The organism is Enterococcus sp. S22(2020), from assembly GCF_020295385.1.
Taxonomy (GTDB): Bacteria; Bacillota; Bacilli; order Lactobacillales; family Enterococcaceae; genus Enterococcus_L; species Enterococcus_L dunnyi.
In genome coordinates, this window is sequence record NZ_JACFUD010000001.1 from 523,551 (window position 1) to 547,604 (window position 24,054).

The following is a 24,054-nucleotide window of genomic DNA, read 5'->3' on the forward strand; positions in this document are numbered from 1 at the left end:
GCTTTTTTTTATGCTTTATGGATGTTAACAGCTTGCATTCCACGTTGACCCTCTTCAGTATCAAAAGTTACTGCTTGACCTTCGTCTAGTGATTTAAATCCATCCGCTTGAATAGCTGAAAAGTGGGCAAACACATCTTGACCATCTTCTCCTGTGATAAAACCAAAGCCTTTGTCTGCATTAAACCATTTTACTGTACCGTTATTCATATATATTCCTCCTGTTGCATATCAAATATGCTATCTATTGCAAAAAATGTTTGATAAGCAAAAAAAAGAATTATATTATTTATGTATAACACTATAATTTACGTTTCAAAATTGATTACCTATACAGTGTAACACAAAGGAGAAACTAATGCTTGATTTTCTATCAACAATATATTAACCCTTTTTATAATTCTCGTCTTCCTTCGACTGCTTTTAATAGGGTCACTTCATCTGCATACTCAATATCACTACCCACAGATAGTCCATGTGCCAGACGAGTTACAGTAATTCCAGCAGGCTTGATCAAGCGGGAAAGATACATGGCTGTAGCTTCTCCCTCTGTCGTCGCATTCGTTGCAATAATGACTTCTTTGACTTCATCATCATGTAAACGCTGGATCAATGGCGCAATGTTGATATCTTCTGGTCCAGTTCCCTCCATCGGTGATAAAACTCCATGTAAAACATGATATAAACCATGGTACTCACGCATTTTTTCCATTGCCATGACATCTTTCGGCTCTTCAACTACCAAAATAATACTGCGGTCACGCGTTTTATCCTGACAAATCTCACAAGGATCTTCTTCTGTGATATTTCCGCATATACTACAAAAATGTAAATCGCGCTTCACACTGATCAACGCCTTAGCAAAAGCATTGACATCTTCTTCTTTCATATCAAGGGTATAAAAAGCTAAACGAACAGCCGTTTTTTGCCCGATTCCGGGTAATTTCATATAGCTTTCAACTAGTTTAGCAATGGGTTCAGGATAATGCATATTTCTTTAAACTTCCTTTCATATCAAGTGTTGATAGTGCCTATGATTTCAGGCGGTAACAAAAACAGTAACAACGTTTATTTAAAAACTAATAAGAATCAAGAATATCGCTTACATATTCAGGAAGTCTATCTAGGAAATCACTCATTGATCTTTATTTTTTCAAGCAGTTTTTTTCTACATTATTTCTCAGAACGTATATTGTACCATCTTTTTACCATAATTTCTCAATTACTTTTACTACTAACATCTCTTTTTTTCATATTTTCCATTTTAACATACTCTGCTAAGTATGATTAGTCAATACCATTGTAATGAGAAGTTTTGTCTGTGATTTTTCGATTAGTTTAAATGATATGTCTTATCACAAAATAGAACGCTCAACCATAAAATAGTTCGGGTGAATTGAACTATTTTATGGTTGAGCGTTCCTATCTTTTTCAACTCAAGGTCCTTCGATCAAGTCCCACGTCATTTCAGCATAGTATGCTTTAGTTTGAGCAATACCTGCTGGTACCTCTAAAGTAAATCCTTCCGTTCCAGTTCCCTTTTGATTTAATAAAAAGGAAAAATCTTTCTCTTCAGGATTCAATGGATTCTGCTTTGATCGGGTGACATCCAATCCAGAGTCTGTTATTTCCTGATTCTTATAAAGTAATGCTGCTTCTGAAAGTTTCTTGCCATCTATTGATTCAAATTCTTTTGTCAAGGATACATTTACTTTAAATGTACCTCGCGTTTTTTCAGTTTGATTTTTATATGACCGTGTATCTTTTACTTGAACCGTAAAGTCTTCTGCAGGATTGTCATACTTTAATGTCTGCGCAAAAGGAAGGATCTTTCCTTTAGTTAACTTTAGAGAATCAGTCACATGAATAAATTGCAGCTGACCTTCAAAAAGATAAGTAACTTCTTTTTTTTCCGCTGTCAAAAGGATGTCCATTTCATTTTCTGGTCGCTCTTTTAAAAGGTACCCTTCAGCGACAATCTCTGAAAGAGCATCCGTGACGACTTCTTTTGAAGTTAAATCGATCTGACTATTCACATTTCCCTCTATTGTAACCTGAGGATGTACCACTGTTTGATCCGTGTCTTCAAAATTTACCACGACGCTGGTTTGTGCATGATAGAGAGTTACATCGACTGCAACAGATACTTTCTTTTCACCGGTAATATACGTGAAATGAATGTCTGCTAACACTGAAGGTTCAGTCGCTCCCTGAATCCTTTCTAAATCCAACTGTTCCATTCCTAACCCGCAACTTGTGCCCTCTAATGCGCCATCAGAAAGCGGGATCAACGTTTGTCCTGTTTCTTGAATCGCATTGTATTCATACGCTTTTACTGCAGGCTCAGTGTTATCCCATTGTTCACGCAATTGTTTCTCTACGGTCGTCGTAGGCGCTTGATCCAGTGGATAGCGATAATCATTCGCATACAAGACAATATTATTTTCTGTATCAACAGTTGTGTTCTCTGCTGTTACGAAAACCCAAATTCTTCTGGTGATCTTCCCATTTTCCGTTTGATACGTAATATCTAAAGGATAAGGTTTTGCATCTTTTGCTTGTTGAAGACTTGATAGTTGTGTCTCGTCAATGATTACCCTATCAGAAAATAGGTTCTTCGTTCCATCTTCTTTAATCTCAAAGTTCGTCAAGTTCCATGCTTTTGTTTCAGCTCTCTTTTTGACTTCATCGATTGAAGCCAAATCTGTTTGAACAGAGGCTAGGGGAACACTAAAGTTTTTGGCATAAAGCGCATGATCATCATCAAGTGCCGTAAAATCATCTTTTTTATTGATCCATTGAGAAGTTGTTGTAACTTGATTGGCACTGTCAGAAATAAAGTAAGTGATTTGTTGTGGACCAACACTTTCCAAGTTTAAGCCTAAAGCTTCCCAATCGATAGAATTCGATTCTTTCAATGGGTTTTTGTTGATTCGCTTATTCAGCCAAATTTGTGAGTAACCGTCCCCCTTCAACGTCTGATCAAAACGATCAAATACACTAACAGCACTACTATCTTCCAACGTTCCATTTTTACTCCCAGTCAACAGCCAATTATCAAGGATAGAAGGATTTCCAGTTTTAAGATCTGAGTCACTAATGTCAATCATAAAAGAGTCCGGCGCTTTAATAATAGGAGCCCAATCTTCTTCAAGTTTCAAATAGGATACAAAACTATTCCCTTTTAGTGGGGATAGCTCTTGCGTTATCCACTTTTTATTCTCTAGACTTGATGTTTCACCTGGATAATTACCGTATATCACATCATCAATAAAATTGATTTCCTCGGTTTGTACCATTCCCGAGATTACAAATTCGTTTGACGGCTGTTGTCTCAGGTTAGTCAAAAGTATCTCACTTGAATCACCAGTAAAATTAAGATCGATCGGTTTAAAAATACTCGTTAATTTAAAATCTTTATCTAAAATACCAGCATATATTCCAGGACCACCTTTTACGTCTTTAAATATTCCTGTGAAATTCGAAATATGTCCAATAAAAACATATCCGTCTTCATAGAAATCAAATTTTACATTTGTATTTTTGGGTAATTCTAACAATTCAACTAAACTAGTATCTACCTTACACAGTTTTACATTTTCCTGCGATCTCACTTGAATATAGTAATCAGAAGGTTTTCTAGAATTTAGCGCAGATTCCACATCTACAGTAGAATTTTCAAATTCAAAAACGTAGTCTCGAAAAAAGGCATCTGGGCCAACTATCGCTCTAGATCTATATCTAATAATATTATTAAAGGTCCCAACTGCAGTATTTTGTTCTTCTATGGCAAAAAGTTCTGTGCCCGAAATTACACTATTTCCTTCACTAATCCATTTGAGACTTCCTTGTTTAATACGACTATAATGTTCTTTAGTTGTTATTGCGTTAGCTTTATCGGGATCTGTTCTAAGATTAAAATTGTCCGGAGCATATAAGTTATTAATTTCTCCACTAAGATATGCAAAACCATAATAATTATTTTTATCTGCCGTTATATTTTTTATAGTTGATGCCGATACAATATTTCTATCGCCATCTGACGTAAGCCCTATTGATTGATAATCATGTTCAGACTCCTTTTGACCCAAAGAAGTAGTTGGTAGTGGTATTTCACTATTCTCATCGTCTTTGGAGACCAATAATTTACCATCATCATCACTATATGAAGTCGTATTTGTATGAGATGACGAAGTTGCAAATGTAACGGTATAATTTGAAGGACTTAACTCGTATAGATAGGCTTTGCTTGATTCCGTAGTATTTGAGGGCTGTTGAATACTATTTGGAGATTGATAGACCCACTTAGAATCTAACACTTCACCAGTAGGAGACTGCAAAATAACTTTATTAGCTTCTATTTTATTGTAAGGTACATTATATGGAAAAGTCGTAAACTTTTGAAGAGAAATAATATTTCCATAACTTGTTATATACGTATTCACAATAGAATTCTTTATTTGACTACTCCACAGATATGTCGGGATTTGTTGTGATGAATCTCGTTGTTTTATCAACGTAGGTGTGACCTTATTTTCCTGTACAAACGCATCGTATTGTGGACTCTGTGCCAACAAATCAGATTCCAATAACTTTTTTGCATCAAACGGTAAGCTGAACTCATCAACAGTTCCCTTGTCAATGACAATTGGATTTCCATCATCTGGTTTTGCTTGGATGGTTTCCATATTTTTTAAGAAAAAGAAGCCTAGAACAATGAGTAAACTTCCAAAAAATAAGCATACCGGCAATTTCCTTTTTTTCATTCGATTTCCTCCTTTCTATTATTTTCTTTTTTTCTCTGGGACAACAGGTCTCTTCTTTCTTTTTTTCTTACGCAAAGCAGCTTGCTCTAATGCAATACGTTTTTTATTCTTGCTTCTAATGATCAATAGTATAACAACTATAATCAACAACAAGAGAATACTTGAGCCAATTCCTATGTAGAGCAACCATGGAATTTCATCTTCTAAACCAACTGCTTGATCATTCAACTGCTTAGCTTCTTCTGCAGTGATGGTAAACTCTTGTTCAAAATCCCACTTTTCTTGACTCACCTTAGATTCTGCCTGTAAATGAATCGTATAAGTGCCAGCTTTGTAGCGCTCATTTTCCCAGCTTATGGGAAAATTAAAATTAGTATTAGGTGCGATTCGATAGCCTTCTACTGCATTTTGATGAAGAACTTCTGTTTTTCCTTTTTGTGTGATACTTGCACGATACGACACCTCATCGATCAATGTTGGGGATGGATTTTGCAGTTGAGCTTTTACTGTGTTCCGTCCAGCAACTTGTGCTGCACGTACACTTTTTAGTGCTAAAGTCTCTTTGACTGGTTCCTCATTCATCTGGAGTTGTATCGCAATCACATAGGCAAATTTATTCGTGATCGTGATGCCTTCATCTTTTTTGTCCGCCTTTTCCTCATCCGCTTGCGTCACACGAATACCACCTAATATTTGACCAGGAATCGTTTCTTTAGGCATCTTGATTTCTATGGGTATCTTAACCTGTTGATTTGGCGGAATACTAACTGATTTATCTACTGTTACTAATTCTGTGATTGGATACTTCATAGAATCATCCACTTTTTCTTTTAGATCTGTATAATTGATCACGCCATTATCGCCTGTACTAGCAGGATTGATCGCCAAATTTAATGTAACATCTTCGTCACTTCGATTCGTGATTTCAAATTGAAGTGTTTGCTCCTGTTCAGGAGCCATCAACAAATCATAAAAACCCGCATCCCTTGTTCGCTGATTATCAGGTAAAATGGGCTTCACACTGATCGGCACTTCTTCTCCATATGCTGTGATTCCTACACTTAAAAACGATAGAAACATCAACAATCCCAGTAGAAAGTGTCTCTTCTTTTTTTTGTGTGTCTTCTGGATTTTTCGCTTCATCATACTAAAATTCTCCTCGATTAATAAAATGTTCGATTTGATCATTGATGGCTCATCTAAACAGTGGCGTAAGTAAATGCCCTCTTATGGTGTGACCGTCAATGTCCAAACGATATCTGCTTTATATTCTTTCAACTGAACTTTATCAGTTTGTTCTAATTTTAATTGAACATCTGCATTTGTTCCTCGATCGTTCACGTTTGCTGCTGCCGTTGTTGTGTAGTTTGCTTCGTCATAGTTATTTGAGAAGACCATTGAGCTGATCGTTCCATTAGTTGACTCTGCGCCAGTCGTTCCTGCTTTTGCAGAGAAAACTTCCAACGGCCCGCCATCAACATTTTTGACAGGCAGGATAGATTCTACCTGTACAGGGTTTACCATAGCTGCGGCATTGGCTTCGTTCAAATTATTCGTTACGCTTGCTCCTTTTAATACGATTCTCGAATTCGTCAATACATGTTCGGCAGCATCAGCACTTGTAAATGGTGTTTGCTGCTCAGCTGTGACTGCCCAGCGCGTACCTTCTTTCCCAGAAAGATCAGCCACTTGAAGAAACTGAGGGATTTCATAGGTGGTTCCATCTTTTTTATACGTCATGTATTTCGCTGAATAGTTTTTTGTCTGTAATGATGTTTTATTTAATCCAAAATTAAATCCAGGGACATACACTAAATGTACGTTTGATACCACTTCTTGAGTGATCGGATTTTCCGGTTCCACAGGTGTTTCTGTTCCTGGTTTGATTGGTTCAACGATCAGGCTTGAATCAGCTTCAAAGGTTGCTTCACCTTTTGTTGTAGTTTCTGCGTGTGTTTTAACTGGTGTAATGAATGCTGCTAAAACACTTCCTGCAATGATCATGCTATATACTCTTTTTTTCATTTTTTCCCCATCCTTTTATATCTATTGATTTATGGTGCTACAGATAATGTCCATGTTAAGTTTGCTCTGTATTTGTTATCTTTTTGAGCCTTTGCTTGGTCTTCTTGAGGAACATTCAATTTTACACCGGAATATCGAGCCGCATTTGGCGTTTTTACCGCATCATAATCTGTTTCATCATAATCTTTGATGAATACAGAAGATGTGATCGTATTATTTGTCGCTCCTGCTGCTTTTACTGATAATACTTCTAAAGGTGCAGTCGTTGTATCTTTTGTTGCCACTGGAATCATTGAAAATCCGCTTGTTGTATCAACACCGTTCACGCCAGCAGCAATTTCTGAATTAGTGTATGCATTGCTTCGTACGCTGTTTTCATAAATTCGAATTCGTGAATTTTCTAATGACTTACCGTCTGTTGTTTTATAAATATCATCTTGTTGAACTGTCACTGACCATTTTGTTTCACTAGAGCCTGATAGATCTGCTACTTGCACAAAATGGGGAATATGGAAACGAATCGCTCCGGCATTTTGTGTTACTTCTTCTGTCAAAGCTTCATATTCAGTTCCACCTGCAACGATTTTATTGCCGTTTCCAAACGAAATATTTGGCAAATGTGTCACATAAACATTCCCTGTTTCCGGTAATGGATCTACCCCAGGATCAACTGTAGTTGGCGGTTTTGGTCCTTCCTCAGGTAAAATTGGATCTGGACGCTCTCCCGCAGCGAATTCTGCATCCGTCGTTGTTTTTCCTGAACTTTCTTCTGCGTGTGTAAATGATGCCCCTGCTGTTACAGATAAAAGCAGTGCAGCAGTTGATACAATAATGTTCTTAGTTTTCATAAAAATCATTCCTTTTCGTCTATTTTCGTTTTCTTTCTACAATACATTGAATAAAAAATGAAACTGCATAAAATGAATAGCGCTCCTATGATGGAAAAGAGGAACATTGGTGTCTCACCAGTATTTGGCAAATTCTTTTTGATTCTCGCTACAACTCCATTTTTATCCGTTGATTCTGTAGTAGGTCTCTGTCTCGCATCCTCTTCAACAAACATGATATCTGTTCCCGTTTTTCCGCTAGTTTCCGCATATACAGGATGTTTCACACAGACAAAAAAGCAACCTACCATCAATACAGCTAAAACATATATTTGCTTTGTAACTCCCATTTTTTTTCTCCCTTTTTTTTACTTTTGTTTCACTATAAATCAGCGGAGAAATGTACTTGATCAACAACACATTTTTATCGTCTCCCCACCTCCCAACATTCCATAAATGTAAACTTTATCTCATTACTTTTTTAGTATACAAATTAAATTTCTAAAAGTGATTTACAAATCTTTTGCTTGTGTAAATGAATCTGTCTTGCAAAAAGTAATTCTTCGAAATTCATTTGAAAACTAAATCAAACTCGATACACATGACTGTCATATCCGTACTGAAGATACGATTATAAGGAGTCAATAAGTCAGCAAAAAATCGCTGATGAATCCTTTGCCACTGTTCTATCGAACGATCTCCTTCTGCTTCTTTAAAGACATGTTCTTGTGAGACATCTTGATAAGGCACTAGCGTTATTTTCTTTGCTTGAACGATTGCTTTAGGTTCCCCTTCAAATGTTGTGATCAGATGATAACTTCCCACTTCTGGATAGGGGATAGCATTTATTTGATAAATCAGCGGCAGCGTTGTTGTTGCTGTCTTTTCACCTGACCTTACTAATTCAGCTAGTTCGTTTGCAAATGCTGCATCCTTAGGATCTTCTGTCAGGAAATGCCAAACAGAATAGCTCATTTCAGTTGGTCGTTCTGACATATCCATACTCAATAGAAATTTTTCCCAAAATCCTTTAATTTTTTCCATCCTTTTCCTCCTGACAAAATCTTGTCGTTTCCATACAAAGCATATAACCTTTATTTCGAACCGTTTTGATCAATAAACGATTTCTTTTTCCTTTTTGACCGATCTCCAATTTTGTTCTTATATGAAATATGATATTTGCCACTCGGCTTTTTGGCATTTCTGTCGTAGTTCCCCAAACATGTTGATAAATTTCAGCATAAGAATATGCCTGATTAGGTTTTGTATTCAACAATTCGAATATTTTATACTCTAATTTTGTTAATTCGATTTCTGTATCATCGGCTAAAACAATGCTTAGGTTTCTCGAAAATAATTGATAGTCATCCAACTGCAGTTGCTTTTTTCTACCCATTGAGTCCCCTTGTTTTTGATAACGCATCAACGTATTTTTGATGCTCCATTTGATTTGCTCACATTCACATCTTGAATCAATGATCCCGTCTGCTCCTAGTTTAAGATAAAGTAAGTTGCTGGTTTGTTGAGCATTTTTAGTTATTACCCATATAAAGGAGTGGTTTTTCCTTTTCAAATTCATGATCAATTCGCAAACATTGTATAGTTCTTCTGATTTTGTTTCTTGTATGATGACTCCTGAATAACCATCTAAATCTAGTTGATCTTTTGCCAATACAAGTTTCTCACAATAGATCAATTCTTGATGTTCATGTTGCATCGGGATCAAACTTTCTTCTTCATCTATAGATATATAGGCAATTTTTTCCATTCTTCTATTTCCTTTCTTTTTTTCTTTTTATTTTAGTATAAATCGTCTAACAAACACCTTTACATCACGACGTTAGTTGTAAACATTTTTATTTCTCAATATTTACTAAGTTAGAACAATAAAGATCATTAAGGGCAAACGCCAACATATTCAAAATACTATTCGCAATAAATTCCGGAGAGCTGTTAAACTTTGTATAGAACCAATTTTCAACAATTGCGGTCACACCTTTCGTCATGAAAACAGCATATTGATCTAAGGCGATACTCGTAAACTTGAAATAATACAAATCAGGAAGTGCGGTTTTAAAATGTTTGAAATAAACCTCATATAGCCTTTCCATAAAATCCATACCACTTTTGTCACTAAGTAAAATAGTAATGGTCCCTTTTTCTGAATAGAAGTATTCTAATATTTCTAGTGTGTTTGGATACAACTTTTGTTTAATTTCTTCCACATTGCTCAAATCTATCTCAAATAAATAATTTGAATTTTTCTTTTGGATCTCATCAAATCGAATAATCAAGTTACAAAATATAGACTCTATGACTTCATATTTATTCTCGAAATGATTATAAAATGTCACTCTACTTATATAAGCCTTCTTTGCGATTTCTGTAATGCTCAGCTGATCTACATGTGTATCTTTTAACAAATCTAGGGTTGCTCGTTCAATGACTTTTCTTATTTCCATTTTATCCCTCCAATTGATTTAACAATCTTTTTGTTCACCTATCTATTTGAAATTTCTAATAGATTATTTTTTTAGCGAGCATCAATATATTTGCCAATTTTATCACCATTTTTTTTGGTAATACGTTCAATTAATAGGCACAGAATCTCTAATTATTGATAACCATCCTTGTCAAATTTTTGGGGAATCAAAAAGAAATAGTGAAGCTACTTCTTTAACTAATTTTTTGATGTTTTACTCAATGGGGAATATAATGATAAAAAAAGCATAAACTATTGAAATAAAAAAAACATTTACAAACATATTGAATGTGTAAATGTTTAATTTTTTAGAAAGAGAGTGATAGATATGTTAAATCAGACATTACTTGACCAAGAAATCAATACTAAACTGACTTTACTTTCTCTCTTGTATCGTAAAAACGATTGGTATTTGATGGAAGAGCTCATTGTAGATAGTTCTTTAGATCGAAATACAGTCTCTAAATATATTCATCTATTGAAAGAGGAAATCCCTCAACTATCTCCTGTAAATCCCCCTGTTTCAATCATTTATTCGAAAGCTCGTGGACTCCGTTTTGTTGGCGATAAGATTGCGTATCAGTCTCTTATATCTACATATGTAGACAAATCGATTGGTGTAGCTTTATTAAAAGATCTTTTGATTCTGGGGCAAGTTTCTATTGATCAATTCAACACACAACACTTTGTAAGTGAAAGCAGTGTAAGAAGAAAAATAAGTCAGCTAAACAAATTATTTTTACCTCATTCCTTTTCAATAAGGACTTCCCGAAGACAGATTTTTCTTTTGGGTGATGAACTTCAAATCCGATATTATGGATATATTTTTTTTTGGGAACTATATAAAGGACTAGTGTGGCCGTTTCCACATATTGATGAACATAGAATCTTAGAGTTTATTGACCGCGAGTTTAAACCTCTTGTTCCTTTAAAAAAAATCTCCATTTTGCATTGGAGTTACATCATTGCATTAAATATCGCTCGCTTTATAAAAAATAATAGTGTCAATCAAACAGATTTACCCTCCTACTCTAATTCATTAAATCAAGCGCTTAAGTTTGAGGGATCTTCTTTAAAAAGACGATTGATGACGAAATTTTCATTTTCTGAACCAGAGACAGACTATCTTTTTTTACTTTTTCAGACTGGGGTTAGAATCTTTCAAATTGATTTTTTTTTTGATCGATGCATTAACTTTCATAAGCAGGAGAATACAGAAGTATATCAAATGTTTCAATTATATTTTTCGACATTTGATCCCGATTTTTCATTGATTGGACAACGAGATCAAAACCTTTATAAATATTTGATTTTATCAACATTTACTACGGTCAGTCTATTTCCAAACTTTTCTACGACTCTTTCAGGTTATGATTATCTTGGACATCTTGACGATAATTATCCTTCCCTTCATACAAAGATAGAAGAAAAAATCGATCAAATGCGCTGTTTTTCTTCTTCAACTCTGTTGGATAATAAAAATTTTTTGACTATTCGTTTTTGTGAAGCTTATGCCCTCATTGGTAATTTGACTGATTTTGATTCAGTCATTCAAATCAAGCTAGAAACAGATTTACCTATCATTATGGAACGAATCTTATCAAAGCAATTATTTTCAATTTTATCGCCCTTTCACAATATTAAATTTATACCTCCAACTGACTTCGTAAGAAGTAGTGAAATAGATCTTGTGATCGCCTCAACATTACTATCTAAAGTTACTGACTCTAAAGAGAGCCCTATCATCTTCATTCATCCTGATCTTCAATTATCAGATATAACAAGCATTGTAGCTGCATTAGAAAATCTAAAAAAATAGTAAACGTGTCTGCTTTGCTCAGGTAAAAAGCACTAAAAATCCAGAGATATAACACTATAGTGTTATATCTCTGGATTTCTTTACTTTGCCTATTTCCCTGTCGTTCACTTTTAACCGATCCAAGAAAGAAGTTCCTTTGGTTCATCGATCAGTAAATCAGGTCGTTCTTTCGCCAATTCTACCTTCGCGTGACTGCCCCATGTCACTCCACAAGTTCCGACTTCTGCTGCTTTGCCCATTTGGATATCAAAAACAGCATCGCCTACCATTAGCGTTTGAACTGGATTCATCGAATATTTTTTCAGTAAATAATGAATACCTTCCGGGTCGGGCTTATAGTTAGACACTTTATCAGAACCCACGATTTCCGTGAAATAATCACTAATAGTCAACGACTCTAAATTTCTTTTTAGTACATCTGTCTTTTTGCTCGATACGACAAACATCATTTTTTTATGTGTTTTTAATGTTGCGAGTAACTCTTTGATCCCTGGAAAAATCTTTAGATAGTCGTTTTCGTATTCTTTGTAGCTGGTTCGAAATAAGCCAAGCAGTTCGTCAAATTCATTTTGTGAAAGAGCTCGGTTCGACATTTTCTTAAATGATTTTTCAATCGGTATACCCATATAATATTCAATCGTTTCTTTTTTAGGGATCGTCAGTCCCATTTTTTTAAATGCTTCTTCTGTTGCTTTAAACCCACATTCTTTTGAGTCTCCTAACGTTCCGTCAAAATCAAAAATCACATACTCATAGCTCACGCTTCAACACTCCTTTTATTTTCTTTTTCTAGACAAAAAAACGCAGAACCATGCAGTTATGCGATTGGCTCTACGTTTTTATTTCGTTTAAAATCCTGGTAATCCTTTAGTGTATTTACCCATTGTTGCTTCTGATTCCTTGTCAACTTTAGCTAAAGCATCATTGACTGCCATGATCACAAGATCTTGAAGCATGTCGATATCTTCTGGATCTACAACATCTTCTTTGATAGAGATGTCTTTCATTTTACGGTCACCAGTGAAAGTTGCTGTGACTAATTCGTTGGTTGATGCACCGATAAATTCTCTTTCGTTTAATTCAGCTTGCGCTTTTTCCATGTCCTTTTGCATTTTTTGGACTTGCTTCATCATTCCTTGCATATTGCCCATGCCTCGCATCATATTTATCGTCTCCTCTTAATCATTTATTACTTCAACGAGCTCTGAGCCAAAAATGGCAATCGCTTCGTCTACTACTTGATTGTTCACTTCTTGCGGTAATTCTTCTTCGTCTGTCAGTAAATGAGCACCTTCGCTTGATGCATCCTGTTCGTTTGCTGTCTGATCATTACCACTGTCTTTGTTTTGACTAATGAATGATTGTCGTAATTTTGGCCAGCTTTCTTTTGTGATGCAGACCATCTCCGGCGCATAATTAGCTAAACGACTAAGATTATTATGCAATGCTAATTGCAGCTCTTCGTCCTCCATAGCACGTCCACAAACGATTTCATATTCAAAAGCAATCACTAAACCTTTGGGACCTGCTGCGACCGGTTCACTAGCCTTCAGCATTGCCCGTTGCGTTACTGACATCATTTGCAGCAGATCATCCCACACATTTTTAACATTCAGCAAATGATCTTTGGTTGCCTCATTCAAGACCTTATAAACCATTTCTGTTGGGATCCTTAAAGTACTCTTACTGCTTGTGGCCCGTGACGTTTTAACAGGCTCAGCTTCTTTAGCTGCAACACCGTTTTTCTTCAAATCAATCAATTCTTTTTGCAGCTGTTCGATTTGTTGTTGCAGTACATTGATATCTTCAGTGGCTGCCTGCGGGATATTTTCATTTGTCATGATTGCAGGTTTGACTGCTTTAGCCAGCTTGACCGTTGCGACTTCTAAATAAATATTGGCATTATTTGTAAAACGAATATCGTTTTGAGTCTCACTTAAAATTTGGATCATTTGATAAATTTTTTCAGCATCAGTTTGACCAGCCAGTTCTTTAAACTGATCCGTCAGATTTCCGACTTTTTCCGCCAAGAGCTTTGGTGCTTGCTGGAACATCAATAAATCACGGCAATATAATAGTAAATCTTCTAAAAAGCGTCGGGCCTCTTTTCCTGAACCCAGAATACTTTCTAACGTTTCCAACGCTTTTTCGACGTCACCCGCGGTACAGCTTGAAATGTACTGATCCATCATTTCATACGTCAAACTACCTGTGACCTGCATCGCATCTGTCAGTGTGACCTTTTCGTCACTAAAGGAAATCGTTTGATCTAAAATACTCAAAGCATCCCGCATCCCGCCTTCGGCTGCGCGACCGATCACATATAATGCCTGCTCTTCAAACGCTACATTGATTTGATTTAAAATGTATGCCATATGATCGACAATATCTTGTGTTCCAATACGCTTAAAATCAAAACGCTGTGTTCTAGAGATGATCGTTAATGGGATTTTATGAGGTTCTGTCGTCGCTAAAATGAAAATAACATTTTGAGGCGGTTCTTCTAGCGTTTTCAATAGTGCATTGAAAGCGCCCGTTGACAGCATATGTACCTCATCGATGATATAGACTTTATATTCAGCTTGGGTCGGCGCATATTTAGCTTTATCACGAATATCACGAATTTCTTCCACACCATTATTACTGGCCGCATCGATTTCGATGACATCATTTAAACGACCTTCAGTGATCGCGATACATGTTTCACATTCATTACATGGCTCGCCATCCACACTGTGCTTACAGTTGATGGCTTTTGCAAAAATTTTCGCCGCACTAGTTTTTCCTGTTCCTCTAGGGCCGGTAAATAAATAGGCATGTGAGGTTTTCTTTTGCACGATGGCATTTTTTAAAGTTTGAGTAATTGCTTTTTGTCCTACTACATCATCAAAGCGCTGCGAACGCCAGACACGATACAAAGCTTGATAAGCCATGATTTACCCCTCCCTCGAAATTTCACTAGTTACTATTATACGTGATTTTTACAGATAAGGCATTAAAAAAATGTTAAAGCTGAGATAGTTTTCCTATGTCCCGCTCTAAAGTCCTTTGTTCCTACTCTTAAACCGATCCATCTACCAAGATCATTTTCTAATAAGCAGTTAACAAACACGCGTTATTTTAAAATCAAAAAAATAATCGTTCTCATGAATTCAAATATTGCACATCTTTTGGTAGTACTAATCTTTTTCTATCAATGAAACTTCTTAGATCCATGATATTTTTAAAGGACGGAATATCCTCTACGATCATATTGACCCCTTCATTTATATGAGATAGTGCATAATTTGAAATGTACAAATCAAATGTATTATCTTCTGTTTGCGGCGGTTGATCATAATAATGATATTCTTGGATCGTCATTGAAATTTTATCTCTAAAATTATCATGCAAAATCGAGCCTAACAGCTTCGCATGATCTTTTCCCAGATCACTAAGAACCAAAACAGATACTTGATGACGTTTTGCATCAGATTGCTCTGTTAACTGATCCCAGCGAATCGATATTTCATGCAGCATTTCGTTAAAATACATCGACTCCCAAGGAAATTTCGTCTTTTTCTCCAAATCGTTCAATGCTTTCGTTACCACAGCACCTAAAACCACATAAGTCTGTCTAATTATTTTGCTTGAATATAAAAAACGATCATATACCATATACTTTTTATAGGGAAACATTTTATGTTTTGCGTAAATGTGTTCAACTAAATTAACGATGCTTGCTCTACTCGCAGCTGAAATCTCGATCTTCAATGCATTCTTGATCGTATCGACTAAATCATTTCCTTGATTGAGTATATTTTCTTTTTCCTGTAAATTATCCCAACCAAAATCCCACCAAAAAATCGAATAGCAAAAATCTTCATACCAATTCTCCGGTAAAACGATCTCTAAGGGCGTTAAGATTGCTTCGACATCTTTCTGATATTTTTTGATATCAATCGTTTTTTTGACAAAGCTGTGGATGGGATCTCTTCTATTCTTGATCAAAAATCCCTGAGATTCACGAATGATCGTTACTGCGATCGAATTGACCAAATGAACAAGCTGACCATCATTCAATTCTAAATCAAATTTAGCAACTATTTTGTCCGCAAGGGCGAATATTTTTGCTCGGTCAAACGGAAAAGGCCAGTCTCTGGTTCCATAAACTTCTATAAAATACGAGGTAAAAAAGTAACGAACTTTTCGTTCATCTTTTCCATAAACATAATATGGCGAACGGCTCATGTTGATTTTTCGATCTTTCAGCGCAGACAGTATCGAATTCGACAGACGGTACAAGCTGGAATTACTTAAATAGATTTTTTCTTCCCAATATGCTGCTGACTGATTTGGCTGAAAGAAAATTGCTTCTAATAATGTAAACGCATTCGATTCTTTGATGATTTCTATATAGATATCATGAATCGAATGGTATGGTGATGTAATCAACCGAATACCGTATTTTCTTGAAACTTCTAATGTAAAATAATCTGACCAACGATCCTCTATGTACTGACAATCCAGCATAACTGTTTTTTTAGAACAATCGATTTTTTCAGCTAATTCTTCTGATGTGACCCATCCATTTGGTTCATCCAATAAATTCAATAACAGAACTCTACGGTGCATTGCTGGTGACAATAATCTTTCCATTTTTCCCCCTCTTTTCAATTTAATGTACATTTCTTCAAATTTTTCCAATGATGAGGAATATTTTGAAGAAATCCTTATTTGACAATAAGTATAGCATTATTTTGCCCTTTTTTGAATTGATTGAAAGCGCAACTCAATTGGATTATTTAAAAACAGCTTTTATTATATAAGTGTAAAAAACGAGGATTTAAAGTTTATCGATAAATGGAAAATCTCACCACTTTTTTGGAGGGATTAGACATGAAAAAAAACACAATAAGACAAACGATCATCGCTGGTTTCATCACTATTTTAGGTGTAGCCTTATTTATCGGCGGCTACATTTGGACAGATACTATCAGTAGAGCAAACACTCCGGACCCTTCATCTAAAACAGCAAAAATCCACCTTATAAAAAATGTACCGACGGATCAGGATGTGAAGAAATTAATCACAACTCCTAAGAAAAAACAAATGAAAGAAAAAATAGTAGCAGTCAATGTAAAAAAAGATACGATCGCTCCCTTGATCGACGTTTCAGAAGTAACAGTCGAACAAGACGCACAGATCGATATTTATGATGGCGTTAGCGCAACCGACGATCATGATGGTGATCTTACAGCCAAAGTGTCAGCAGAAAATACGTTAGATACTTCAATTATTGGCGATCAAACGGTTCACTTTTCTGTTACAGATCAAAATGGAAACATCGGCCATGCTGATCGACTCTATCATATTGTTGCTAAAAACGAACCTATTGCTGTTACTCCAGCTCCTGTCGAAGATACCACGATCGCACCAACTCCTGAAGCACAAACAACCGCTGCTTCTGCCACAGCAGCCCCTGAACCAGTGTCAACTCCTGCTTATGCACCTATGACATTGACGATGAATGGACAAACGATTCCTTATCAAAATGGCGGTCAAGGCAGTGGTCAAAGTATTATCGATTCAAATCCCGGCGGAGTTGCTTCCACTTGGGGCGGTGCAGCTGTCCAATCAGGAGATGACGGACAAAATACTCACTTCATCGGACACAATCCCGGAATCTTCTCTAATGTATTTTCTTTAGGCGCAGGCAGCCAAATCGTTGTGACTGATGCAAATGGTGCACCAACAACTTACACTGTACAGACGTTATTGCAGCTAGACGATTATGGCAACGAAATTGGTACTGGAACAAGCTATTGGGATTTCACGGTTGGTACTGGTGGTGGTGAACGAATCACCTTACAAAGCTGTATCAATGATGATGTGAATTTGTTTGTCATTGCTTATAAATAAGAAAGAGCATCTACGAATATTATCTCGTAGATGCTCTTTTGATCAATTCGGTAGCAACTGTGATTTTTCTTGCCACTGGTGCTGCTTCTTCTATAATGGAAAAAATGGTTGCTACTGCCAGTTCCCCCATCCATTCAGTATGAATCTTCACTGTAGTCAATGCTGGGCTCACATATTTTGCTACACTGATGTCATTAAAGCCAATCAGTGAAATATCTTCCGGCACTCGATAACCCAGTTCCTGAATCGCCTTTAAAGCACCGACCGCTAGTGCATCACTTGAAGCAAAAAAGGCAGAAGGATACTCTTTCGGATGCTGTTTTAGGTACTCTTTCATCACTTCATACCCACTATTGACAGTAAATTGTGCTTTCAAGATATATGCTTCATTCAATAACTCTTTGGATGCTAATATTTCTCTAAAGATCGTTAGACGTTTATCTTCCAAAGGCGTCAGACAGCCTTTGGTACGTTCTTCACCAGATAAAATACCGATTTCTTGATGTCCCTGCTGAATAAAATAATTCAAAACAGTGGATACACTTTGCTGAAAATCGACGACAAGCGAGTTATAGCCCCAATCTAACGCATCAAAATCAACAAATAGCAGGTTGCTGTTTAACTCAAATAAGGCATCAGCCTGTTCTTGATCAAACTTACCCAACGCTAAAATACCATCAACAGCTTCATCATTCAGCTCTTCCATTGAACGCTTGATCAACTCGATCCCCAGTTCTTCTGCTTTTTTTTCGATGCCTAAACGAATCGAGAGATAATAAATATCTTCCAGTTCTTCAGCTTCGTCGTACCACTGAATAAATAAAAGCTTAGCCTTCGCTTTTTTACTTACTTTTTTATGCTTAGTGTAATTCAACTTTTCAGCTGCTTCAAAGATTTTCTGTTTGGTTTCAAGTCCTACTGAAAGCGTAGGATCATAATTTAATACTCTAGACACGGTTGCTGGTGAAACGTCTGCTAATTGTGCGATATCTTTGATCGTTGCCATTTTCTCACCTGCCTTCTTATAAAATATTTATGAATCGCTTAAAGGCAGCCTGACCTTCTGTCGTCCGTTTATATACACCTGCATCTGCTAAGACACGAGCAAAAATTTGACCCACTTCTGCTTGAATGATTTCTTTCGCATTCTGATCATCGAACGTATACTTTGCTTTCATTTGTTCTGCCCATAATTTATGATAATCCGCCATTTGATGATCTTGTTCAAGAACATATTTTTCGACTTCATGCAATTCTTCATTTAAACGCGGAGGTAAAACAGCTAGTCCCATTACCTCGATCAGACCGATGTTTTCTTTTTTGATATGCTGCACGTCCTGATGAGGATGAAAAATACCATCTGGATACTCAGCTGATACATTATTATCACGTAAAACTAAGTCCAATTCAAACAACGGGCCTTTACGTCTAGCAATTGGTGTGACCGTATGATGAGGGATGCCATCCTCAGAAAAGGCTTGAATCGATACATCTTCATCGGAATAATGACGCCATTTTTCTAAAATATATGCTGCTGCTTCGATTAGATCCTCAGAGTTGGGACTTTGCAACCGAATGACTGACATTGGCCATTTGACGATTCCAGCATTCATCAATGGAAATTCTTTTAATTCAAAATAATATTCGATGTCTGCTTTTTCCATAGGGAACACGTGACGGCCGGCTTGGTAATGATCATGGCTTAAAATAGAACCCCCAACGATCGGCAAATCAGCATTTGAACCAACAAAATAATGAGGCAGCACTTCTGTGATTTTTAGCAAACGACGAAAAGTATCTTTTGAAATCACCATCGGCCGATGCTCCTCTGACAAAATGATCGCATGCTCGTTATAATATGCATATGGAGAATATTGAAATCCCCAGCTCTCTCCGTCAAGGTTCATTCGGATAATACGATGATTCGTTCTTGCCGGATGATCGATACGTCCTTTATAGCCTTCATTTTCCATGCATAATAGGCATTTAGGATAATCAACTTTTACTGCTTGGCGCTCTGCTGCAATCTGTTTAGGATCTTTTTCCGGTCGGGATAAATTAATCGTGATTTCAAGATCGCCATACTCTGTTTTTGCCGGAAAAAGAATATTCTTAGCGATCGCACGCGTTTTGATGTAGTCATTTTCCTTACTCAATTTATAAAAATAATCAGTTGCTGCGGCAGGCTCTTTCTCATAATGCTGAGCAAAAAGTGCATTAACAACAGATGGCGGCGGTGTTAAAAAATCCATTAGTTGTGCTTCAAAAATCTCTCGTGCAGAAACGTCATTTTCTACAGCTCCATTTTTTACTGCTTCGCTTACTAATTCATCCAGTAACTCTAATGAGCTTTTACTGACCACTTGAGGAGCAACGGTTTCTATAGATTCCGCTCCGATCATTCCGAGAATTCGATTTTTCAAATATAAACGGTCAAGATCCATCCAACCGCCTGCTTGGATCGCAAGTGTTACAAAGTCGGTAATCGTTTGACTCATCGACATCATTGTTCCTCCTAGTCTTCATAGCCCTTCGGATGACTGATATGCCAGTCCCAAGCTGTTTTGATGATTTCTTTGATATCTGTTACTTTAGGCTGCCAGCCTAAAATTTCTTTTGCTTTTTCACTTGAAGCAACCAATTTACTAGGATCTCCAGTTCGGCGTGGTAAAATTTTTGCTGGAATCTCTTTTCCAGTCACTTCACGAGCTGCTTCCAGCATTTCCTTCACTGAATAGCCATTATTGCTGCCAAGATTGAAGATATTGCTCTCGTTGCCGTTTTGTAAATACTCTAATGCAGCAATATGAGCAGCAATCAAATCTTCGATGTAAACATAGTCACGGATACACGTCCCATCTGCCGTATCATAATCATCGCCATAAATTCCTAAGTACTCTCGTTGACCTAATGCCGCTTGTAAAATGATCGGCACTAAATGGGTCTCTGGATCATGATCTTCTCCGATCGATGCATCAGCTTTTGCCCCAGCCACATTAAAATAGCGTAACGCAACATAGCGCATTCCGTATGCTTGATCACACCACTTCATCATTTTTTCCATCATTAGTTTACTTTCACCGTACGGATTTTCCGGATTCGTAGGCATTGTTTCTACGATCGGCATTGCTTTAGGTTCACCATAGGTTGCAGCGGTTGAAGAAAAGACGATTTGTTTTACACCAAACTCCGCCATCACTTCTAATACAACCTGAGTTCCATAGACATTATTGTTGAAATAGATCAACGGTTTTTCAACCGACTCACCAACAAGAGAGCTTGCTGCAAAATGAATGACGCCGTCAATCGATTCTTTCTTAAAAATATCCTGCATAAATGCTTTATCTCGAATATCTCCTTGGTAGAAAACAGCCTGTTCATGAACCGCCTGCTTATGACCTGTTTGAAGATTATCAACGACTATAACTTCATAATTTTTATTAATTAATTGATCCACTGCGTGGGAACCAATATAACCGGCACCGCCTAATACTAAAATTGACATGGTATTGCCTCCTTGGATTTTCTTATCCTCTTCATTTTAACATAGCTCCTATTTTACTGCTTTTTTGCGCCATCAGCAATCTTTGCTACGTAAAAATCCGCCGAATACCCTACTTTGTCTAAATAGATTTGTCCCACTTTTTGAGTAAAAGCTTCAACATTTTCTTTCTGTACCAAAGCAATACTGCATCCGCCAAAACCTGCTCCAGTCATTCTTGCGCCAAGTACACCTGGTTGATCTTGAGCAGCAAAAACTAGTGTATCCAGCTCTACTCCAGTTACTTCATAATCCTCTCTTAAAGAAGCATGGGAAGCGTTCAGCAATTGACCAAAAGCAGTTAAATCATTTTGAACCAACGCATTCTTTGCTTTGATCGTTCGTTGATTCTCTGTAACTGCATGTTTCGCCCGCCGAATCAAGCGTTCATCCGAAATCAGTTGTTTGTTTGCTTCAAAGATCTCTTCTGATAACTCACCTAATGAGTCGATCGGTAACTGTATCTGTAAAAGCTGCAACGCCTTCTCACACTCTGCACGCCGCTCATTATATTTTGAATCAGCTAGCTCTCTACGCTTGTTGGTATTCATGATTACAATGACATAATCACCAAAAGCCGCTGGAACCATTTCGTATTCTAGTGTGTTGGTATCTAACAAAATAGCTTGATCTTTTTGTCCCATACCGATCGCAAATTGATCCATGATCCCAGAATTGACACCGATAAATTGGTTTTCCACTTTTTGGCCCGTTTTAACTAAGTCCAGCATCGGTACCTCCAGTTGAAATAAATCGTTTACAATCACACCCGTCAAAAGCTCTATAGAAGCAGAAGAGGAAAGTCCGGCTCCATTTGGGATCGTTCCATAAAATAAAAGATCCATTCCCTGATCGATTTGATAGCCTGCATCGATCAAATACTTGATCATTCCTTTCGGATAATTCGTCCAATCATGTCTTTTATCATAGCTCAAGTCATCCAATGAAACTTCAATGATCCCCAACTCAGAAAAATTTTCTGAATAAAAGCGAATCGATCGATCTTCACGTTTTCCAGCCAAACCATATGTCCCGATCGTGATCGCGGCAGGAAAAACATGTCCTCCGTTATAATCTGTATGTTCACCGATCAAGTTGATTCGTCCTGGAGCAAAGTAATTCCCTTGTGCTTCTTTTCCAAAGGTGGATCGAAATAATTGCTCAAGCTCTTTTTTCATGTCTATTCTCCTTCTTTTTCATTTAGTAAATTTATTATAAAATATTTACTAAATTTTATCAATAGTTTTAATTACCTTGATTTTTTCAAGCTATTGGATTTTTTTTGACTTTTAGTTCATAATAGAAGTGTCTAAATGAATGGAAAGGAGCATTATCATTATGAAAAAATTTATTTCTGGTATGCTAGTAGGAACTGCTGTTACTTGTGCCGCAGTAGCCGGCTTAGCTGCAACGATCAAAAAAACGGTCATCGATCCGATTGAAGAAAAAGAAGATATGATCGAGGAAAACCGTAAAAAAGCAATGCGCAAACGTATTTCACGTTAGAGTAAAGAACGAGAAACTCAGTAAGGACGACTTTCGTCAGCTACTGGGTTTCTTTTTTTCTGGACAGCCCACCCTGATCTGCCAATATAGGAACGAATCATTACCATTCTTTACATCAATTGACAGACCGGTCAATCCGCTTTAAGATAGATATTATAATAAAAGAGAGACAGGAGATTCTATAATGAACAGCTATTTTAATTGGGGCTATACTCAGAAAATAATTACTTTACTAACAGAAAGGAGAGGATAAAAAATCAAATAACGGAGGATGTACGATGTTAAAAAAACGAACAGCAAATAATAGTAATCATCATTTAATTATAGAAATGTGGGAACGATCTGTAAAAGCGACTCACCATTTTTTATCAGAGGAAGATGTGGCTTTTTACAAAAAAATCATTCCAGAAAGTTTAGCAAGTGTCGATTTATCTTTATGGGTCGATGAAGAGTGTGTAGTCGGTTTTAGCGGAATCGATGAGGATGAGTTAGTGATGTTATTTCTAGATCCAGATTTTATTGGAAAAGGATATGGCAGCAAAATAATCACTCATTTGATCAACAATGATGGGATAAAAAGAATCGACGTCAACACCCAAAATGAACAGGCAAAAGCGTTCTACCTACATCATGGATTCACTATTGAATCTGAAGATGAACGTGATGGATTTGGTAAACCTTATCCTATTACCCATCTAATCAAAAAATAGAAGTTGAAACTCTAATGAGAGTCTTTAGGATCACAAAAGTGACTGAGACAAAACTCTGCGAGTCAAATCCCAGTCACCTGTAATCCGGATAAACGGTGAGAGCAGAAGTAATCCCTTCGAAAATAAGAAAGAATTCACAAAAATTTGCAAAACAATTTTCGTGAATTCTTTCTTATTTCTCGGGATTAAACACTTCTGTCTCAACCTCTTTTAGTATTGCTCTTTTTTAGGATAAATTTCTTGAGAAATGCGCCATTGCTCCTTTGACTTCATCCAGTTTCTCAGGTTTGACCAAAGGCAGTACTTTTGCTTGTAATGCATGGAAATCCTCTAAAGTCATTTTTTTCGTTTGTTGATCAGCAAAACTTTGTACAAGGATCGCTTTGGCTTCTTCTTGTTTTTCTGATAATGTATTTTCTAAGAAAAACGCTAAAAATTTCTGTTGTCCGCTATGCATAAGCTTTCTCTCCTTTTTCAT

Annotated in this window: 23 protein-coding genes; 4 read left to right on the plus strand and 19 right to left on the minus strand. The window is 36.7% G+C overall.

The genetic code is table 11. The annotated features are described in order from the left end of the window. Nucleotides 1–8 precede the first annotated feature (8 nt). From H3T55_RS02425 to H3T55_RS02470, 10 genes are all read right to left on the minus strand, one after another. Complete coding sequence (locus H3T55_RS02425) at nucleotides 9–209, minus strand: cold-shock protein (protein WP_087639394.1); 201 nt, start codon at nucleotides 207–209, stop codon at nucleotides 9–11. A 184-nt stretch (nucleotides 210–393) separates the two neighbouring features. Then, complete coding sequence (gene recR / locus H3T55_RS02430) at nucleotides 394–990, minus strand: recombination mediator RecR (protein ID WP_087639393.1); 597 nt, start codon at nucleotides 988–990, stop codon at nucleotides 394–396. Between the two features lie 445 nt (nucleotides 991–1,435). After that, nucleotides 1,436–4,765 carry a MucBP domain-containing protein gene (locus H3T55_RS02435; protein WP_225532856.1) on the minus strand — a complete coding sequence of 1,110 codons (3,330 nt, stop codon included), beginning with the start codon at nucleotides 4,763–4,765 and terminating at the stop codon, nucleotides 1,436–1,438. Between the two features lie 18 nt (nucleotides 4,766–4,783). Beyond that, a complete protein-coding gene (locus H3T55_RS02440) occupies nucleotides 4,784–5,911 on the minus strand; it encodes a DUF916 and DUF3324 domain-containing protein (protein ID WP_225532855.1) in 1,128 nt (375 codons plus the stop codon). Between the two features lie 81 nt (nucleotides 5,912–5,992). After that, the gene (locus tag H3T55_RS02445) at nucleotides 5,993–6,790 is read right to left on the minus strand and encodes a WxL domain-containing protein (protein WP_225532854.1); all 798 of its coding nucleotides are present in this window, start codon (nucleotides 6,788–6,790) and stop codon (nucleotides 5,993–5,995) included. Nucleotides 6,791–6,819: 29 nt separating this feature from the next. Beyond that, nucleotides 6,820–7,638 carry a WxL domain-containing protein gene (locus H3T55_RS02450; RefSeq protein WP_225532853.1) on the minus strand — a complete coding sequence of 273 codons (819 nt, stop codon included), beginning with the start codon at nucleotides 7,636–7,638 and terminating at the stop codon, nucleotides 6,820–6,822. A 5-nt stretch (nucleotides 7,639–7,643) separates the two neighbouring features. Beyond that, the gene (locus H3T55_RS02455; protein WP_225532852.1) at nucleotides 7,644–7,967 is read right to left on the minus strand and encodes an LPXTG cell wall anchor domain-containing protein; all 324 of its coding nucleotides are present in this window, start codon (nucleotides 7,965–7,967) and stop codon (nucleotides 7,644–7,646) included. A 220-nt stretch (nucleotides 7,968–8,187) separates the two neighbouring features. Then, nucleotides 8,188–8,661: an ASCH domain-containing protein gene (locus tag H3T55_RS02460; protein ID WP_225532851.1), complete on the minus strand. Its 474-nt coding sequence runs from the start codon at nucleotides 8,659–8,661 to the stop codon at nucleotides 8,188–8,190. Beyond that, a complete protein-coding gene (locus H3T55_RS02465; RefSeq protein ID WP_225532850.1) occupies nucleotides 8,648–9,385 on the minus strand; it encodes a winged helix-turn-helix domain-containing protein in 738 nt (245 codons plus the stop codon). The genes H3T55_RS02460 and H3T55_RS02465 overlap by 14 nt, the downstream gene beginning before the upstream one ends. 88 nt (nucleotides 9,386–9,473) lie before the next feature. Next, nucleotides 9,474–10,079: a TetR/AcrR family transcriptional regulator gene (locus H3T55_RS02470; RefSeq protein WP_225532849.1), complete on the minus strand. Its 606-nt coding sequence runs from the start codon at nucleotides 10,077–10,079 to the stop codon at nucleotides 9,474–9,476. A gap of 348 nt (nucleotides 10,080–10,427) precedes the next feature. Between H3T55_RS02470 and H3T55_RS02475 the strand changes: the two genes are divergently transcribed. Beyond that, nucleotides 10,428–11,918, plus strand: coding sequence for a helix-turn-helix domain-containing protein (locus tag H3T55_RS02475; protein ID WP_225532848.1), 1,491 nt, complete (start codon nucleotides 10,428–10,430; stop codon nucleotides 11,916–11,918). 110 nt (nucleotides 11,919–12,028) lie between these two features. On the opposite strand, the gene H3T55_RS02480 is transcribed toward H3T55_RS02475, so the two are convergent. The 4 genes from H3T55_RS02480 to H3T55_RS02495 form a co-directional block, all read right to left on the minus strand. Further along, on the minus strand, nucleotides 12,029–12,679 hold the full coding sequence (locus H3T55_RS02480; RefSeq protein ID WP_225532847.1) for an HAD family hydrolase: 651 nt from the start codon (nucleotides 12,677–12,679) through the stop codon (nucleotides 12,029–12,031). An 87-nt stretch (nucleotides 12,680–12,766) separates the two neighbouring features. After that, the gene (locus H3T55_RS02485) at nucleotides 12,767–13,081 is read right to left on the minus strand and encodes a YbaB/EbfC family nucleoid-associated protein (RefSeq protein ID WP_087639367.1); all 315 of its coding nucleotides are present in this window, start codon (nucleotides 13,079–13,081) and stop codon (nucleotides 12,767–12,769) included. Between the two features lie 15 nt (nucleotides 13,082–13,096). Beyond that, on the minus strand, nucleotides 13,097–14,851 hold the full coding sequence (dnaX, locus tag H3T55_RS02490; protein WP_225532846.1) for a DNA polymerase III subunit gamma/tau: 1,755 nt from the start codon (nucleotides 14,849–14,851) through the stop codon (nucleotides 13,097–13,099). Between the two features lie 211 nt (nucleotides 14,852–15,062). Then, nucleotides 15,063–16,556 carry a helix-turn-helix domain-containing protein gene (locus H3T55_RS02495; protein ID WP_225532845.1) on the minus strand — a complete coding sequence of 498 codons (1,494 nt, stop codon included), beginning with the start codon at nucleotides 16,554–16,556 and terminating at the stop codon, nucleotides 15,063–15,065. A 240-nt stretch (nucleotides 16,557–16,796) separates the two neighbouring features. Between H3T55_RS02495 and H3T55_RS02500 the strand changes: the two genes are divergently transcribed. Next, the gene (locus tag H3T55_RS02500) at nucleotides 16,797–17,819 is read left to right on the plus strand and encodes a sortase (RefSeq protein ID WP_225532844.1); all 1,023 of its coding nucleotides are present in this window, start codon (nucleotides 16,797–16,799) and stop codon (nucleotides 17,817–17,819) included. Nucleotides 17,820–17,838: 19 nt separating this feature from the next. On the opposite strand, the gene H3T55_RS02505 is transcribed toward H3T55_RS02500, so the two are convergent. Genes H3T55_RS02505 through H3T55_RS02520 form a run of 4 tightly spaced genes read right to left on the minus strand, consistent with a single transcriptional unit; the run spans nucleotide 17,839 to nucleotide 22,538 of the window. Then, entirely contained in the window at nucleotides 17,839–18,825 is a 987-nt protein-coding gene (locus H3T55_RS02505; protein ID WP_225532843.1) for a LacI family DNA-binding transcriptional regulator, read from the minus strand. Nucleotides 18,826–18,841: 16 nt separating this feature from the next. Next, a complete protein-coding gene (galT, locus tag H3T55_RS02510; RefSeq protein WP_225532842.1) occupies nucleotides 18,842–20,323 on the minus strand; it encodes a UDP-glucose--hexose-1-phosphate uridylyltransferase in 1,482 nt (493 codons plus the stop codon). Between the two features lie 11 nt (nucleotides 20,324–20,334). Further along, nucleotides 20,335–21,324 (minus strand): UDP-glucose 4-epimerase GalE, encoded by a 990-nt coding sequence (gene galE / locus H3T55_RS02515; protein WP_225532841.1) that lies wholly within the window; start codon nucleotides 21,322–21,324, stop codon nucleotides 20,335–20,337. A gap of 53 nt (nucleotides 21,325–21,377) precedes the next feature. Continuing rightward, a complete protein-coding gene (locus tag H3T55_RS02520) occupies nucleotides 21,378–22,538 on the minus strand; it encodes a galactokinase (RefSeq protein WP_225532840.1) in 1,161 nt (386 codons plus the stop codon). Between the two features lie 160 nt (nucleotides 22,539–22,698). On the opposite strand from H3T55_RS02520, the gene H3T55_RS02525 reads away from it, so the two are divergent. Then, nucleotides 22,699–22,866 (plus strand): DUF3042 family protein, encoded by a 168-nt coding sequence (locus tag H3T55_RS02525; protein WP_087639359.1) that lies wholly within the window; start codon nucleotides 22,699–22,701, stop codon nucleotides 22,864–22,866. 278 nt (nucleotides 22,867–23,144) lie between these two features. After that, nucleotides 23,145–23,576, plus strand: coding sequence for a GNAT family N-acetyltransferase (locus H3T55_RS02530; protein WP_225532839.1), 432 nt, complete (start codon nucleotides 23,145–23,147; stop codon nucleotides 23,574–23,576). 226 nt (nucleotides 23,577–23,802) lie between these two features. Here H3T55_RS02530 and H3T55_RS02535 read toward each other — a convergent pair whose 3' ends face one another. After that, a complete protein-coding gene (locus tag H3T55_RS02535; RefSeq protein WP_225532838.1) occupies nucleotides 23,803–24,033 on the minus strand; it encodes a hypothetical protein in 231 nt (76 codons plus the stop codon). Between the last annotated feature and the right edge of the window lie 21 nt (nucleotides 24,034–24,054).